We start from the raw sequence: 16,422 nt of genomic DNA, 5'->3' as shown, positions 1-16,422 counted from the left end.
CTTCCCGTTTTTGGTCTTTCTGTTTCAAAGCATACAGTTGCAAGGTTTAGATCTTTTCATTATGTCTTAGCACGCAAAGGCATTTAGCCATTTAAACGTCCAAGCGTCTTGATTGCCAAATACTAACAGCATGTTATATTACCAAGCAATACAGGCTTGCAGGAGTCCTATCCGCTATGAGCGCCGCTCTGATCCCCGACAGTAAACTGCCTTCGCTGGGCACCACCATTTTTACCCAGATGAGCGCACTGGCCCAACAGCATCAGGCCATCAATCTATCACAAGGTTTCCCTGATTTTGACGGCCCGGATTATTTACAGCAGCGGCTGGCGTATCACGTCAGTCAGGGCGCCAACCAATACGCGCCGATGACCGGCGTCTCGCCACTGCGTCAGGCCATTGCCGAGAAAACGGAAGCACTGTACGGCTGGCGACCGGATGCGGATAGTGAAGTCACCGTCACGGCGGGTGCAACCGAAGCGCTGTTTGCCGCTATTGCCGCACTGGTACGCCCCGGCGACGAAGTGATTTGTTTCGATCCCAGCTATGACAGCTACGCGCCTGCCGTTACGTTGGCTGGCGGCGTACTCAAACGCATCGCCTTGCAGCCACCCGCATTTCGCGTGGATTGGTCATCTTTTACCGACTTGCTGAGCGATCGCACTCGGTTGGTGATTCTGAACACGCCGCACAATCCGTCCGCCACCGTCTGGCAGAAAACCGATTTTGAGCAGCTATGGCAGGCGATTGCCGCGCGCAATATTTTCGTATTGAGTGATGAAGTCTACGAGCATATCTGCTTTGATAATGAAGGGCACGCCAGCGTGCTGGCACACCCGTCGCTGCGTCAACGCGCTATCGCCGTTTCCTCGTTTGGCAAAACCTTCCACATGACCGGTTGGAAAGTCGGCTACTGCGTCGCACCAGCGGCATTGAGCGCGGAGGTCCGTAAGGTTCACCAATATCTGACGTTCTCCGTGAACACGCCCGCTCAGTTCGCTATCGCCGATATGCTGCGCGAACAACCGCAACACTGGCGCGAACTGCCCGATTTTTACCGCGCACGCCGCGATCGCTTCATCAATGCGCTGGCAGGCAGCCGTTTCGAGATTCTGCCCTGCGAAGGTACCTACTTCCTGCTGGCGGACTATCGGGCGATTTCCGATCTGGACGATGTCAGCTTCTGCCGCTGGCTGACTGAGCACGTTGGTGTCGCCGCTATCCCGCTCTCCGTCTTTTGCGCCGATCCGTTCCCACATACGTTGATTCGACTATGCTTTGCTAAACAGGAAGCAACGTTGGATGCCGCGGCGGAGCGTTTATGTCAACTTTAAAGATTTCATTGCTGCAACAGCCACTCGTCTGGCGTGATGGGGAAGCGAATCTACGCCACTTCGATACGTTATTGGCGGAGATGAACGAGCGTGATGTCATTGTGTTACCGGAGATGTTCACCACCGGCTTTGCGATGGAAGCGGCCAAAGGTAGTTTGGATCAGTCGGTCGTCGAGGCGTGGTTACACCAGTGGGCGCAAAAGACCAACGCGCTGATCGGCGGTAGCGTCGCGGTGAACACGCCGAAAGGTGCAGTGAACCGTTTCCTGCTGGTCGATCCGCACGGCCACGTGTATCACTACGATAAACGCCACCTGTTCCGCATGGCGGATGAACACCACCACTATCAGGCAGGAACGGAGCGAGTCACCCTTGAGTGGCGCGGCTGGCGCATCTGCCCGATGATCTGCTACGACCTACGTTTCCCAGTATGGTCGCGCAATCGACAGGATTACGATCTGGCACTGTATGTCGCCAACTGGCCTGCACCGCGTGCAGCGCACTGGCAAACACTGCTGGCCGCGCGCGCCATTGAGAATCAGGCCTACGTTGCAGGCTGCAACCGCGTTGGCACCGACGGCAACGGCCACAGCTACCGTGGCGATAGCCTGATTATTAACGCTCAAGGGGAAATTCTGGCCTCTGCCGCCCCCAACCAGCCTGCCCAACTGGACGCCGAACTGTCGCTGGAAGCACTGCAGAGCTACCGGGAATCCTTCCCCGCGTGGCGTGATGCAGATCGGTTTACGCTGTAACAACTGCCGCCGTCGTCGGTGAGGTGATAGTTGCGGTGGGCGTTACCGTGCTGATGCGTGATGAAACACCATCTGATAGAGCGCCTGTAGTGCCAGCGCCACATCCGCCGTGATAACCGATTCGTCGGGATGATGGCTGATACCGCCGCGACAGCGGACAAAAAGCATCGCCACCGGCCAGCGCTCGGCAATCGCGATGGCATCATGCCCCGCACCGCTCGGCAGCATCAGCGTTTTCCCCTGTACCTGCGCCACCGCCTCGTTTAATGCCGACTGCAACGCGGGATCGCAGCGGGTTGCTGCAATACGATAATACTCTTCGGCGCTGAACTGGCAGCCGCGCTGGTGCGCGATAGCCTGTGCTAGCGTCAGGAGTTTTTGTAGCAACGCATCCAGCGGCGCATCCTCCGGCCCGCGAATATCCAGCGTCATCTTCACTTCACCGGGGATCACGTTTGCCGCACCCGGTAAGCATTGCAGCGTGCCAAACGTAGCGACCAAATGAGGATCGCTTTCCCGCGTCACCCGTTCTGCCTGTGCCATCCAGTCAGCGGCCGCCACCAGCGCATCCTGTCGCTGCGTCATCGGCACCGTTCCTGCGTGCCCCGCCAAACCGAGGAATGTGCAGTTGAGCCGCCGCGCCCCGTTGATCGCTGTAACCACGCCTAGCGCCAGATCCTGCTGTTCCAGACACGGCCCCTGTTCGATATGCAATTCCAGATAGGCGACGATATCACTGACCGGGCGCGCAGCCTGTGCCACCTGTAACGGATCCAGCCCTGCAATGGTCAATGCCTGCGCCACGCTGGTGCCTTCTGCATCCTGACATTCCAGCCAGTTTTCCGGCCAGGTGCCCGTCAAACCTCGGCTTCCCAGTAGGGTAATGCCAAAACGCGTACCTTCCTCATCGCCGAAGCCGACGATTTCCAGCGCCACGGGCAACCGGATTCCCTGCTGATGAAACGTGCGTACCACTTCAATCGCCGTTAATACGCCCAGCATGCCGTCGTAACGCCCAGCATTGCGCACCGTGTCCAGATGCGAACCCAGCAGCAGCGCCGGTGCATCCGGCGTCAGCCCGTCATAACGACCACAAATATTGCCCACGCTGTCCTGCCAGACGTTCATTCCGACTTCGCGCATCCACTCCCCCACCTGCCTATTGGCACGCAGGTGTTCCAGCGATAGGTAGACGCGAGTTAGTTGACCGGGCGTTTCGCTAATTTCAGCCAGCACATCGCAGCGCGACATAATCAGTTCAGCGGCAGCCTGTGCAGCAGGCGACGACAGTAGAGGTTCACTCATGCACGCTCCTCGTTCGCCGCATAGCTGTTCCAGGCGGCCTGCATAGCCTCGCCCTGCACGGTGCGGAAGCCAAGACGGTTCAGCACCGCCTCCAGTGCAGTTAACGTTTGCATCACGCAGTCTTTGCGTGCGTTGTAACCCATGGTGCCAATACGCCAGATTTTGCCCTGAAGCGGGCCAAACGAAGTGCCGATCTCAATAGCAAAGTCTTCCAACAGCAGCTTACGAACCTGCTCGCCGTGAACGCCGTCAGGAATCACCACGCCCAGTACGTTATTCATTTTGTGGCTGAGATCGCCAAAGGTTTCCAGCCCCATCCCCTGAACCCCTGCCACCAGCGCATTACCATGTAGTGCATGGCGGACAATGCTGCGATCCAGCCCTTCTTCGAGGATCACCCGCGCGCACTCGCGTGCAGCAAACAACATGCTTGTCGCTTCGGTATGGTGATTCAGGCGCTCCGGCCCCCAGTAATCCATCACCATGCCCAGATCGAAATAGTTGGAATAGATCATCTCGTCGTCGCCGTCCTGATGTGCGTCGGTTCTGATCCCCTGCTCAACGCATTTACGGCGGCGGATCACCGCTTCCATCTGTGGGCTTAACGTGATCGGCGAACTACCAGACGGCCCTCCGAGGCACTTCTGTAACCCAGCGGAGACCGCATCCAAACCCCATTTATCGGTTTCCAGCGGGTTACCGCCGAAAGACGCCGTGGCATCGGTATAGAACAGCACGCCGTGGCGGCGGCAAATCTCGCCCAGCGCCTCCAGCGGCTGCAACATAGTGGTCGAGGTATCGCCCTGCACCGTCAGCAACAGACGCGGACGCACCGTTTTGATCACATCTTCGATCTGGTCGGGCGAGAACACCTCACCCCACGGCACTTCAATGGTATGAACCTCGGCACGACAGCGGCGGGCAATCTCACACAGCAAATGACCAAAACGACCAAACACCGGTACCAGCACCTTATCGCCGGGGCGGATCGCCGACAGCAGAATCGCTTCGATGCCCGCACGCGAGGTGCCGTCCACCAGCATCGTCCAGCGGTTCTCCGTGCGGAAAAGCTGGCGATAGAGTTCCATGACCTGATTCATATAATGGGTCATCGCGGGGTCATACTGACCAACCAGTTGGCTGGCCATTGCCCGTAATACGCGCGGATCGGCGTTGATCGGCCCCGGCCCCATCAGTAAGCGATGAGGGGGGTTAATTTGCGCGTACAGTTCGCTGCTCATGGTTATTGCTCCAGACTTTTGTTTCGACTTACACACTCGAAAAGCGTCATTAGGCTTCCGATAATCCTCGGACCGAGGCGATAAACTGTTTCAACTCGCGGGTCTGCGGGTTAGCAAACAGCGTTTTACTGTCGCCCTGCTCCCAGACTGTGCCCTGATGCATAAACACCACGCGATCGCCCACTTCACGGGCAAAATTCATTTCATGCGTGACCAAAATCAGCGTCATGCCTTCTGCGGCAAGCTGTTCCAGCACTTTCAACACTTCGCCGACGAGTTCAGGATCGAGTGCTGACGTAATTTCGTCACACAGCAGGACTTTTGGATTCATCGCCAATGCACGGGCAATAGCGACTCGCTGCTGCTGACCACCCGACAGATTGCCGGGATAATAATGAAGGCGTTCGCCCAGCCCGACTTTGTTGAGCATCTGTTCGCCTAACGCCTGACACTCCGCTGCGCTTTTACCCAGCACGCGGCGCGGTGCCAGCATCACGTTTTCCAGCGCCGTCATGTGCGGAAACAGATTGAAGTTCTGAAATACCATCCCGATCGAACGGCTGATCTCCCGCGCCTGCGAATCCCTGTCGGTGACCGTCACCCCGCCCAACTTGATGCTGCCGTCCTGATAACCTTCCAGACCGTTCATGCAGCGCAGTAGCGTGCTCTTACCCGAGCCGCTACGCCCGATGATCGAAATGACCTCACCCATTTCGATATCCAGATCCACCCCTTTCAGGACATGGTTCTGACCGTAATATTTTTGAACCTGATTAATGGTGATGAGCGGCATTGAATTTCTTCTCCAGATAGCGGCTGTAGTAAGAGAGCGGATAGCACATCAGGAAATAGCCCAGCGCCACCAATCCGAACACTTTAAACGGCTGATAGGTCACGTTATTCAACATGGTTCCCGCTTTAGTCAGTTCGATAAATCCGATGATCGACGCCAGCGCGGTGCCTTTGATCACCTGCACAGAGAACCCAACGGTAGGCGCGATAGCGATACGCATCGCCTGCGGTGCAATCACCCGATAGAGCGTCTGACCGAAATCCAGCCCGAGACAGCGCGACGCTTCCCACTGCCCTTTCGGTAACGCTTCCACACTGCCGCACCAGATATCCACCAGAAAAGCGCTGGTAAATAGCGTCAGCGCCAATGCCGCCGCCGTCCACGGGCTCACATCAATACCGAACAACGCCAGCCCGAAAAACGCGAGAAACAGCTGCATCAGCAGCGGCGTGCCCTGAAATAACTCGGAATACAGATGGACAAAGCGCGTCGCCCATTTGCGCTTGGTCAGCCGCAACAGCATGAGCGGAAACGTCACCAGCGCACCGCCGATGAAGGCCGTCAGCGACAATAGCAACGTCCAACGCGCCGCCAGCAGCAGGTTGCGCACAATATCCCAGTCGGTAAATGTCATGATTGCTGACTCCCTAAGAAACGCCGACCCGCCAGCAGTAAGAGTTGCCGCATCAGAACCGATAGCACGAGGTAACACAGCGTGGTCGCCAGATACACTTCGAAGCTCAGAAACGTACGGGACTGAATCAGGTTAGCGGCAAAGGTCAGTTCCTCGTAGGAAACCTGCGACACCACCGACGATCCCAGCATGACGATGATGCATTGGCTGACCAGCGCCGGATAAATCCGCTGAAGCGCGGGTGGCAAAATCACGCGAAGAAAAGTCTGCATCCGCGTCAGTCCCAGCACGCGAGCGGCTTCCCACTGACCCTTTGGCGTCACCTGAATCCCCGCGCGGATAATCTCAGTGCTATACGCACCAAGATTAATCAACATCGCTAACAGCGCAGCCTCCCCGGCCGTCAGCTTCCAACCCAGACTCGGCAAGCCGAAGACGATAAAGAACAGCTGAACCACAAACGGCGTATTGCGGATCAGCTCGACGTAGATCCCCCATAGCCGACTCAGCAGGGTCGGCTTGCCGCTACGCAAAGCCGCACCACAGATACCGATGGCGATGCCGCCGAGGGTTGCCATTACTGTCAGCTCAATGGTGACCCACAGCCCCGCCAGCAACTCAGGCCAGAACGGCAACAGCGCGGAAAAATTAAGCTGATAGGTCATGGCGCGCTCCCGTTACGCTTTGATGCTGGCTGGCAACGGCGCTTTCAGCCATTTTTCCGACAGGCTATTGAGCGTCTCGTCTTTCAACGCCTGTTCGATCAGCGCATCGACTTTCGCTTTCAGTGCAGGCTCGTCTTTCCTCAGCCCGATGTAGCACGGCGAATCCTTCAGCATAAACTTCGCGACAGGCGCTTTTGTCGGGTTCTGCTCAGCGATGGCGGCGACAACCAGATTGCCCGTGGCGACAAATTCCACCTGTCCTGACAAATACGCCGACAGCGTGGTGTTGTTATCTTCGTAGCGCTTAATCTGTGCGGCCTTCGGTGCCGTTTCCGTCAGAACCATATCTTCTACCGCACCGCGTGTGACGCCGATACTCTTCCCTTCCAGCGCTTCTGACGAGGCTAACGCGCTGTCTTTCGGTCCGAATACACCTAAAAAGAACGGCGCATAGGCGCGACTGAAATCGATCACTTTTTCACGCTCGGCATTTTTGCCCAAGCTGGAGATCACCAGATCGACCTTGTTGGTTTGCAGATACGGCACGCGGTTGGCGCTGGTTACCGGAACCAGCTGCAACGTTAGTTTCATCTCTTTCGCCAGATAGCGGGCGATATCGATGTCATAGCCCTGCGGTTGCAGATCGGTGCCGACCGATCCAAACGGTGGGAAATCTTGCGGTACTGCGACACGCAGCACACCGCGCTTCTCGATATCCTGCAACTGATCGGCCATCACGCTACCGGCCTGAACCAGTAACATTGCCGCACCCATCACCGCCAGTAACCCTTTTTTGATGCCCAGTTTATTGATCAACATCGTCTCTGCCCCCGGTTAGTGTAATTGAAACGAAAGATTCTTTAAAAACAAATACTGAAACTATCGTTACAGATACTAAGCAAGGAATGTGCCAGATTCCATTCGTATTCTTGGCGATGAGGAACAATGTAGAAGGTCAGAAAATTGTGATGAAATATGGCAGTGGGATATGCATATGAAGTATTGGCGGAATATTTCGGGCGTGATTGCAGAAAGATAATTTATGCAACTCATGCACCACGCCCGAGTCTTTTGTTTTTTATGACTTATTCGCGTAAAAAATTACGCTGAGGTGAGCATGACCGCAGGATGAGCGGCAGGGACGCCGCGAAGCGGCGCAATTCCGCGAAAAAAGCCTGGGTTCATAGGGCAAGCGGCGTTTGAGCTGCCCTATGTCGGGCGTGGCGCTGCGTCACAAAAATAATCCAGTGCTATCACGCACGAAACAATCCACATGATTACATGACAGATAAACGCATCAGGAGCCGATAACGTTCACTTTAACGCATCATTTCGGTGCAACAGCACCACACTAACGCACCATTAGCGTTGTTCAAGCTCATCCAGTTCACCATAAAGATCCGCGATCTGATGGATGCGCTGGCGTCCATCACGCAGCATTTCATGCAATAACGCATTGCTGATCACATTCACCAGACTCATGGCGGACGAATAGCTGTCAAACGCCGATACGCTGTCCAGCGGAACGCACAGCGACCAGGTTGCCAATGGCATCAGCGCACTCACCTGCGGTTCGCAGAGCAGTAGCACGGGCACACCGCGTTTTTGCAGTTGTGCTAGCAGCGGTTGAATCAGGCGTGGACGGCGGCGAAAGGCCACCACAATCACAACATCCTGCGCGGTGAGATCGACCAGCTCTTCGGATAGCGTCTGCCCCGGCTGCGTCAGCAGCGTGACCTGTTGACGAATCTGAAGCAGTTGTTGCCGCAGGTGCAGCGCGACCGGATAGCTGTTGCGTAGCCCAATCAGACACAGGCGCTGCGCCTGCATCAGCGCCTGAATCACGGCACCAAACTGTACGGGATCAATCTGATTTATCCACTGCGTCAGGTTCGCCATTTCCTGTTTGTAATGCCGCGCCAGCAGCGTATTCCCCTGCACCGCATCACGGTTATCCGCCAGCGGCATCCCGCTCTGGCGCAACGTTCTCAGTTCATCGCGCATGTCACGGTAGCTGGGGTAGCCCAACCGCTTGAACAAGCGGCTGACGGTCGCTTTGGAGGCGCCGCTCAGCCGCGCCAGCTCGGCGCTGTTGTAGCTGATCAGATCGTCAAAGTGATCGAAGATGAAATCCGCGACGCGCTGTTCCTGCGGCGAAAGCTCGCTATAGCGATCCCGTAATCGTTCATCTATTTGCATCATCGTCTCTCGTCCATTACGCGTGCTGTAACGTTTGTTTCATTGCGCAGAACATAGCACAGGATTGTCAGGATGATACAGATACACCTTTTGGCACCGTATACCGACTTTCCACTACACCGAAAAACTGGAACGCCATTTGCTTATAGCTAGGGTTAATAGAACTCATCACCCTACATAAAAAGGAATATCGAAATGATGCAAAGTAATACCGCCCCGCTAGGCATGGCGGTGGCACCTCATCATTTAGCCAGCGCCAGCGCCTTGGCTGTTCTGCGCGAAGGCGGCAACGCCATTGAAGCCATGGTCGCGGCGGCAGCAACCATTGCCGTGGTGTACCCACATATGAACGGGATCGGCGGTGACGGCTTCTGGCTAATTGTGCCGCCACGCGGCGAACCTGTCGCCATTGATGCCAGCGGCGCTGCGGGGTCGCTGGCCTGCCGCGAGTGGTATCGGGGTGAGAGCCGTATTCCGCATCGAGGCCCGAAAGCGGCGCTGACGGTCGCGGGTACTGTCGGCGGCTGGCAGGAAGCGTTGGCATTCTCTCAAGAACTGGGAGGAGAACCGCTACCGCTCGCTCGCTTGCTGTCTGACGCGATTCGCTATGCGGCGGACGGCATTCCCGTCACACAATCGCAGGAAGATGCGCTCACCCAGCGCTATCACGAACTGAGCGATTTTCCGGCCTTTAGCCAACTTTTTATGCCGCAGGGAAATATCCCGCGCGCGGGTAGCCGTTTCACGCAGCCCGACTTAGCCGATACCTTAACGGCGCTGAGCATTGAAGGGCTGGACAGCTTTTATCGCGGCTCCGTCGCCGCCCGCCTTTCAGCACAGATGACACAGATCGGGATGCCGCTGACGGCCGACGATCTGGCGAACTACCGCGCCAAGCGAACAACACCGCTGGTGCTGAAACACAGTAAAGGCGATATTTATAATCTCGCGCCACCGACGCAGGGTCTGGTGTCCCTCGCGATCCTCGGCCTGACCGATCATTTAGAAATGGAAGATCTGAGCGATAGCCAGACGATCCATCGTATTGTCGAATCGACCAAGCTGGCGTTTGGCCTGCGTGATCGCTTCATTACCGATCCCAAACTAATGACGCAAAATGTTCAGGCGCTGCTGGAAAACGATGCGCTTGGTGCACTGGCGAGACAGGTCGATACGCGAAAAGCCGCATCGTGGGGAGAAGGCAAAGGCCCCGGCGACACCGTCTGGATGGGCGTATGCGACAGCAGCGGCCTGTGCGTCTCTTTCATTCAAAGCATTTACCACGAATTCGGCAGCGGTGTTGTGCTGCCGGGAACAGGCGTGCTCTGGCAGAACCGCGGTGCCTCATTCAGCCTCGATCCAGCACATCTGCAGGTGTTAGAGCCGGGCAAACAGCCTTTTCATACCTTAAACCCTGCCGCCGCACGTTTATCCGACGGACGGACGATGGTCTACGGCTCGATGGGTGGAGATGGACAACCGCAGACGCAGGCGGCCATCTTTATCCGTCATGTCCAGCAAGGGCTGCCGCTGCAACAGGCGATTACCGCTCCACGCTGGTTGCTGGGTCGCACCTGGGGACAATCCTCCGACACGCTGAAGATCGAAGATCGCTTTAAACCCGCGACCGTAGATGCGCTGCGTCAGCTAGGGCACGACGTCGAGCTGTTGAGCAGCTTTAGCGAAACCGTCGGCCATGCGGGTGCCATCGTGCGCCACACCAACGGCATGCTGGAAGGCGCTTTCGATCCACGCAGCAACGGCAGCGCGGCAGGCTTTTAGTTCTACTTAACCGGGAGAAAACAGAATGACGATGATCGAACAAGACGCACTGACAGTGTATCTGCAACAGATGGAAACGCTGCTATCTCTGCAACTCAGCCAGGAACGACGTCAGGAACTGCTGGTGCAATTCAGCCGCATCCACGCCATGGCGCAGCCGCTGATGGATTTTCCTCTTGATGAGCATCAGGAAATTGCTGGGGTTTATACGCTATGAGTTTATACGCCAAGCGTGCGTCCTCACCGTTATCTATCCGGCAGATTCAGCAAGGCTTGCAGGCTGGAACTTTCTCCGCCAAAGAGCTTGCACAGCAGGCACTAGCCGCGATTGAGCAAACCAATCCTACAATTAATGCTTATACCCATGTCACCGGCGAACGCATGTTGGCGGAAGCAGAGCGTATCGACGCATGCCGTCAACGCGGGGAAACCTTACCCGCGCTGGCCGGTGTGCCTTATGCCGTAAAGAACCTGTTTGATGTCAGTGGCGAAACCACGCTGGCAGGTGCCGAGCTTCTCAGCCAACGCCCACCCGCCGTGCAGGATGCTTTTGCCATCCGTCAACTTGCCAGTCAGGGCGCGCTGCTGTCAGGCATGTTGAATATGGACGCCTATGCCTACGGCTTTACCACCGAGAACAGCCATTACGGCCCCACGCGTAACCCGCTCGACACACAGCGTATTGCCGGAGGCTCGTCGGGGGGATCGGCGGCAGTTGTCGCCGCAGGGTTGGTTAACTTCACGCTGGGCAGCGACACCAATGGCTCGATCCGCGTGCCGTCGTCGCTATGCGGCATTTTCGGGCTGAAGCCGACGTTTGGCCGTTTATCACGTCACGGTAGCCACCCGTTTGTCGCCAGCCTCGACCACATCGGCCCGTTCGCACGTAGCGCAGACGATCTGGCATTAGTGTTCGACGCACTACAAGGTCGCGATGATCACGATCGTTTTCAGGCGAAGCGGGAAACGCAGCATACCACCAAACAGCTGGAAGCAGGCAGCGACGGGCTACGCTATGCGGTGCTCGATGGCTACTTTTCCACATGGAGTAGCGAGGAGGCAAAAGCCGCCGTCTGCCAGATCGCGCAGGCGCTGGGCGCACAGGACAGCCTGACGTTAACCGATGCCGCGCTGGCACGCAGCGCCGCCTTCATTCTGTCGGCCAGCGAAGGCGGGAACCAGTATTTGCCCGACTTACGTACTCAGCCTGAGCGTTTCGAGCCACTGTCACGCGAGCGGCTGCTTGCTGGCGCGATGATCCCCGCCGCCTGGTATGTGCAAGCCCAGCGCTTCCGTAATTATTTTCGTCAACAGACGTTGGCGTTGTTTGAACACACCGACCTGCTGATTGCCCCCGCGACGCCCTGCTCCGCCACGCTTATTGGGCAGGAAACCATGCGAATTAATGATACCGATTTACCTGTCCGCGCCAGCATGGGCATGCTGACACAGCCAATCTCTTTCGTCGGGCTGCCCGTCGTGACGGTGCCAGTGGCAACCGCCAGCGGCTTGCCGATCGGTATTCAGATTATTGCCGCACCGTGGCGCGAGGATCTTTGTCTGCGGACGGCGTGGGCGCTAGAACAACAAGAAATAATCTACACAGTAGAGGAAAGAAAATATGTTGCCTGACGATATCAACCAAGCGGATGTGCTGGCCGATGTGACTGCCGCGTTTTATCGCTACGAAGAAGCCTTAACCGGTAATGACATTGCGGTGCTGGATGAGCTGTTCTGGCACGATGAAAAAACGGTGCGCTACGGTGCGGGAGAAAATCTGTACGGAATCGAGGAAATCCGCGCCTTTCGCCTCGCTCGTCCCTCTGCCGGTTTGGACAGAACCCTGCGTAATACGGTCATCACCACCTACGGTCATGATATGGCCGTCGCCAGCACCGAGTTTACCCGCACAGGCAGCACGAAGATTGGCCGCCAAATGCAGACCTGGGTTAAAATGACCGAAGGCTGGCGTATTGTCGCCGCCCACGTCAGCGTGATGAGCGAGTGACAAAGGGGGATTCCCCCCTATCACCACGTCCACATAATTCGACGTTCAAGGCTGGCGGTGATACACCGCTTCAATATTGTATCCATCCGGGTCGCGCACGAATGCGGCGTAATAATCCTGATGATAATTCGGACGCAGCCCCGGCTGCCCATTATCTATGCCACCCACCGCAATAGCGGCAGCAAAAAAAGCATCCACACGCTCTCGCGAGGCGGCGCTGAAAGCAAAGTGCACCGCCGGGCAAGGCTCACCCTTTGACTGATAAATCCAGAATTCGCCACCGGGATCGCTTGACTGCCCATATCCTTCCGTCACCGCAAAACTGACGGCAAACGACATGTCCTTAATCAGTGTATAACCCAATGGTTCAAGCGCCGCTGCATAGAATTGTCGGCTACGGGCAATATTCCGTACTGGTATGCTCAGGTGATCTAACACGATGGCCTCTTGCGATAGTCGTTATGGATGATATTTAACCATCATAACCCTATATTTTATCTGGATAACGCGATCGCGATCGGCAAAATGCACATGCACGATAACGCACGAAGCATCTCACCAAATTGGTCCAGCATCTCGACTTTATTACGCTGCAAAAATGAAGAATATATTATTCAGAACACTCTCATTTATTGGTGGGAATTAACACAATCATTTAACCCATTATATCTTTGCTATACTGTATAAAATACCGACAGATATCATAAGTAAAAAATGTACCTGCGTCGGCCTATTCGAGTGTCTATAAGCCCAAAAACGTGATTTATTTATCATATTATTCGACTAGTGGAATTCACTATAAATAGCGATTTATCCACAATCAGAAAAGGTTATATCATCCGCAAATTCAATATGTAAAAACCAGCAGGTAACGTACTGTTATAAAAAGAATTACCCTTCAAGAGAAAAATCACAAAGATCACATAAATCATGAAGATAACATAGCAATAATCGCGTTGTCGCTCTGGCTAATATTCGCCTAGCGAGAGGCGACGCTGGGGCAATAAAGGGTTGTCTCAGAATCTGAGTATGATAGGGTAGATTATGTTTAATCATTATCAGGGTTAGGTTATAGAATTATAAACGACACAGGAAAACAATAATTTCATGGCAATTAAACTTGAAGTAAAGAATCTTTATAAGATATTTGGCGAGCACCCAGACAGAGCATTTAAACTGATTGATAAAGGCCTGAGTAAAGATCAGGTATTTGAAAAAACAGGGCTTACTGTCGGGGTAAAAGATGCCAGTCTGGCCATTGAAGAAGGCGAGATATTTGTCATCATGGGATTATCCGGTTCCGGCAAATCAACCATGGTACGCCTTCTCAATCGTCTGATCGAACCCACTCGGGGTCAGGTGCTGATCGACGGTGAGGATATCTCCAGGATATCTGATACCGCGCTGCGCGACGTGCGCCGCAAGAAGATCAGTATGGTGTTCCAATCCTTTGCGCTCATGCCGCATCTGAATATCCTCAACAATACCGCCTTTGGTATGGAACTGGCTGGCGTGCCGAAAGCGGAGCGTGAGCAAAAAGCGCTGGATGCGTTGCAGCAGGTTGGGCTTGAAGCCTACGCGGCGTCTTACCCAGATGAGCTGTCTGGCGGGATGCGCCAGCGTGTCGGTCTGGCCCGTGCGTTAGCGAATGACCCCGATATCCTGTTGATGGATGAGGCATTCTCTGCGCTCGATCCGCTGATCCGTACTGAAATGCAGGATGAGTTAGTCAAACTCCAGTCCCGTCATCAACGCACTATCGTCTTTATCTCGCACGATCTGGATGAAGCGATGCGCATCGGTGACCGGATTGCCATCATGCACGGCGGTGAAGTAATTCAGGTCGGTACGCCCGATGAGATCCTGAATAATCCAGCCAATGACTATGTGCGCACCTTTTTCCGCGGTGTCGATATCAGCCACGTGTTTAGCGCCAAAGATATCGCCCGTCGTCGCCCAGTTACCTTAATCCGTAAAACCCCCGGCGTAGGACCGCGTTCCGCGCTGAAAATCCTTCAGGACGAAGACCGTGATTACGGCTACGTACTGGAAGGTGGGAAACGCTTCATTGGCATCGTGTCTATTGATTCACTGAAGCAGGCGCTGAAAGAACAGCAGCCGCTGGAACAGGCGTTACTGCCCGAACCTGCTCCCGTGCCCGCAGATATGTCACTCAACGAGCTGATTTCTCAGGTCGCACAGGCTCCCTGTGCCGTTCCTGTTGTCGGCGAGAACAATGAGTACATTGGCATCATTTCCAAAGGAATGTTGCTTCAGGCACTGGATAAGGAAGGAGTGACCAATGAGTAAATCAACACCGAATCCGTGGGACAACACCACGGCACAAAATCAACCTGCCGACCAAAATGCAACGCCTGAGCAGGGTAATAGCGCCGCGCAAAGCGATCCGTGGGCAACCAGCACACAGAACCCACCTGCCGATCACGCTGCAGATAGTGCTACATCGGCACAGCACGGTTCAACGCCTGACAGCGCATCGCAAAGCGATCCTTGGTCTACCGCCGCGCCTGCTCAAGATGCACCGGCTAACGGCAGCGATGCTTGGAGCAGTGCTCCGGCTCCCGATGGTTCTACCGATGCCGCACATCAGGCTGCGCAATCCGGCAGTGACTGGCTAAACAGCGCGGCTCCTGCGACACCCGAGCATTTCAACCTGCTCGATCCGTTTAAAGACACGCTGATTCCGCTGGACAGTTGGGTCACCCACGGTATCGACTGGGTTGTGCTGCACTTCAGACCGATCTTCCAGGGCATTCGCGTGCCGGTCGATTTTATTCTGGGCGGCTTCCAGCAGTTTCTGCTGGGAATGCCTGCGCCGATTGCCATTCTGGTGTTTTCGTTGATTGCCTGGCAGATGTCCAGCCTCGGCATGGGCGTAGCAACCCTACTGTCGCTGATTGCGATTGGCGCGATTGGTGCCTGGTCACAGGCCATGATTACGTTAGCGCTGGTGCTGACCGCGCTGTTCTTCTGCGTGCTCATCGGGCTCCCCATGGGGATCTGGCTAGCACGTAGCGAACGAGCCGCGAAGTTTATCCGACCGCTGCTCGATGCCATGCAGACCACACCCGCGTTCGTCTATCTGGTGCCTATCGTCATGCTGTTCGGTATCGGTAACGTGCCGGGTGTCGTGGTAACGATTATCTTCGCCCTGCCACCGATTATTCGCTTAACGATTCTGGGGATTCGTCAGGTGCCCGCCGATCTGGTTGAAGCCGCTGAATCATTCGGTGCCAGCCCGCGCCAGATGCTGTTTAAGGTTCAGCTCCCGCTGGCCATGCCGACCATCATGGCTGGTGTTAACCAGACGCTGATGTTGGCGCTGTCGATGGTGGTTATCGCCTCGATGATCGCCGTGGGCGGCCTGGGTCAGATGGTGCTGCGCGGGATTGGCCGTCTGGATATGGGTCTGGCTGCCGTCGGTGGTGTCGGGATTGTTATTCTGGCCATTATTCTTGACCGTCTTACCCAGTCTCTGGGGCGCGATCGTCGCAGCAAGGGCAATAAAAGCTGGTACGCCAGCGGCCCAATTGGCCTGCTGACCCGTCCTTTCATCAAGCAGTAATGCTCGTCCCGATTGTCTGACACACGTCAGACAATCGGCGACATTCACTATTCGTTTTATCCACACGTTAATTTTATTAGCAACACTTACCATTTACCCTAAATAATTCGAGTTTCAGGC

The 16,422-nt window shown here is 55.5% G+C and carries 16 protein-coding genes; 8 read left to right on the top strand and 8 right to left on the bottom strand.

From position 1 onward, the window contains the following. Positions 1-176 precede the first annotated feature (176 nt). Both DUT67_RS04815 and DUT67_RS04810 read left to right on the top strand, forming a co-directional pair. Complete coding sequence (locus DUT67_RS04815; RefSeq protein WP_011094993.1) at positions 177-1,334, top strand: pyridoxal phosphate-dependent aminotransferase; 1,158 nt, start codon at positions 177-179, stop codon at positions 1,332-1,334. Further along, entirely contained in the window at positions 1,322-2,089 is a 768-nt protein-coding gene (locus DUT67_RS04810; RefSeq protein ID WP_011094994.1) for an amidohydrolase, read from the top strand. The genes DUT67_RS04815 and DUT67_RS04810 overlap by 13 nt, the downstream gene beginning before the upstream one ends. Positions 2,090-2,131: 42 nt before the next feature. Here the strand turns inward: DUT67_RS04810 and hpxK are convergent, their stop codons facing one another. The 7 genes from hpxK to DUT67_RS04775 form a co-directional block, all read right to left on the bottom strand. Further along, on the bottom strand, positions 2,132-3,394 hold the full coding sequence (gene hpxK, locus DUT67_RS04805) for an allantoate amidohydrolase (RefSeq protein WP_113632894.1): 1,263 nt from the start codon (positions 3,392-3,394) through the stop codon (positions 2,132-2,134). After that, a complete protein-coding gene (locus DUT67_RS04800; protein WP_113632895.1) occupies positions 3,391-4,635 on the bottom strand; it encodes an alanine--glyoxylate aminotransferase family protein in 1,245 nt (414 codons plus the stop codon). The genes hpxK and DUT67_RS04800 overlap by 4 nt, the downstream gene beginning before the upstream one ends. A 49-nt stretch (positions 4,636-4,684) precedes the next feature. Beyond that, positions 4,685-5,428 (bottom strand): amino acid ABC transporter ATP-binding protein, encoded by a 744-nt coding sequence (locus tag DUT67_RS04795; RefSeq protein ID WP_113632896.1) that lies wholly within the window; start codon positions 5,426-5,428, stop codon positions 4,685-4,687. Continuing rightward, positions 5,409-6,062, bottom strand: a complete 654-nt coding sequence (locus tag DUT67_RS04790; protein ID WP_011094998.1) for an amino acid ABC transporter permease — start codon at positions 6,060-6,062, stop codon at positions 5,409-5,411. Before DUT67_RS04790 ends, DUT67_RS04795 begins: the two co-directional genes overlap by 20 nt. Continuing rightward, positions 6,059-6,727 carry an amino acid ABC transporter permease gene (locus DUT67_RS04785; protein WP_011094999.1) on the bottom strand — a complete coding sequence of 223 codons (669 nt, stop codon included), beginning with the start codon at positions 6,725-6,727 and terminating at the stop codon, positions 6,059-6,061. Before DUT67_RS04785 ends, DUT67_RS04790 begins: the two co-directional genes overlap by 4 nt. A 12-nt stretch (positions 6,728-6,739) precedes the next feature. Continuing rightward, positions 6,740-7,546, bottom strand: a complete 807-nt coding sequence (locus DUT67_RS04780; RefSeq protein ID WP_113632897.1) for a transporter substrate-binding domain-containing protein — start codon at positions 7,544-7,546, stop codon at positions 6,740-6,742. 543 nt (positions 7,547-8,089) lie between these two features. Beyond that, positions 8,090-8,929, bottom strand: coding sequence for a MurR/RpiR family transcriptional regulator (locus tag DUT67_RS04775; protein ID WP_113625489.1), 840 nt, complete (start codon positions 8,927-8,929; stop codon positions 8,090-8,092). Between the two features lie 192 nt (positions 8,930-9,121). On the opposite strand from DUT67_RS04775, the gene DUT67_RS04770 reads away from it, so the two are divergent. From DUT67_RS04770 to hpxZ, 4 genes are read left to right on the top strand one after another with little or no spacing between them, the layout of a single operon-like run. Next, positions 9,122-10,708, top strand: a complete 1,587-nt coding sequence (locus tag DUT67_RS04770; protein WP_113625488.1) for a gamma-glutamyltransferase family protein — start codon at positions 9,122-9,124, stop codon at positions 10,706-10,708. A 25-nt stretch (positions 10,709-10,733) separates the two neighbouring features. Continuing rightward, positions 10,734-10,925, top strand: a complete 192-nt coding sequence (gene hpxX / locus DUT67_RS04765; protein WP_113625487.1) for an oxalurate catabolism protein HpxX — start codon at positions 10,734-10,736, stop codon at positions 10,923-10,925. Further along, positions 10,922-12,340 carry an AtzE family amidohydrolase gene (locus DUT67_RS04760; RefSeq protein ID WP_113632898.1) on the top strand — a complete coding sequence of 473 codons (1,419 nt, stop codon included), beginning with the start codon at positions 10,922-10,924 and terminating at the stop codon, positions 12,338-12,340. Before hpxX ends, DUT67_RS04760 begins: the two co-directional genes overlap by 4 nt. Beyond that, entirely contained in the window at positions 12,330-12,716 is a 387-nt protein-coding gene (gene hpxZ, locus DUT67_RS04755; protein ID WP_113625485.1) for an oxalurate catabolism protein HpxZ, read from the top strand. The genes DUT67_RS04760 and hpxZ overlap by 11 nt, the downstream gene beginning before the upstream one ends. Before the next feature lie 45 nt (positions 12,717-12,761). Here the strand turns inward: hpxZ and DUT67_RS04750 are convergent, their stop codons facing one another. Next, positions 12,762-13,154, bottom strand: coding sequence for a VOC family protein (locus tag DUT67_RS04750; protein ID WP_113625484.1), 393 nt, complete (start codon positions 13,152-13,154; stop codon positions 12,762-12,764). Positions 13,155-13,823: 669 nt separating this feature from the next. On the opposite strand from DUT67_RS04750, the gene proV reads away from it, so the two are divergent. Both proV and proW read left to right on the top strand, forming a co-directional pair. Next, entirely contained in the window at positions 13,824-15,026 is a 1,203-nt protein-coding gene (gene proV / locus DUT67_RS04745) for a glycine betaine/L-proline ABC transporter ATP-binding protein ProV (RefSeq protein ID WP_113625483.1), read from the top strand. Continuing rightward, a complete protein-coding gene (proW, locus tag DUT67_RS04740; protein ID WP_113625482.1) occupies positions 15,019-16,302 on the top strand; it encodes a glycine betaine/L-proline ABC transporter permease ProW in 1,284 nt (427 codons plus the stop codon). The genes proV and proW overlap by 8 nt, the downstream gene beginning before the upstream one ends. The last annotated feature ends 120 nt before the right edge of the window (positions 16,303-16,422 follow it).

Origin of the sequence: Pectobacterium peruviense (assembly GCF_003312355.2) — a bacterium.
Lineage (GTDB): Bacteria > Pseudomonadota > Gammaproteobacteria > Enterobacterales > Enterobacteriaceae > Pectobacterium > Pectobacterium peruviense.
The sequence above is the reverse complement of the archived record's forward strand: the minus strand, read 5'-3'. Positions and strand labels throughout refer to the sequence as shown.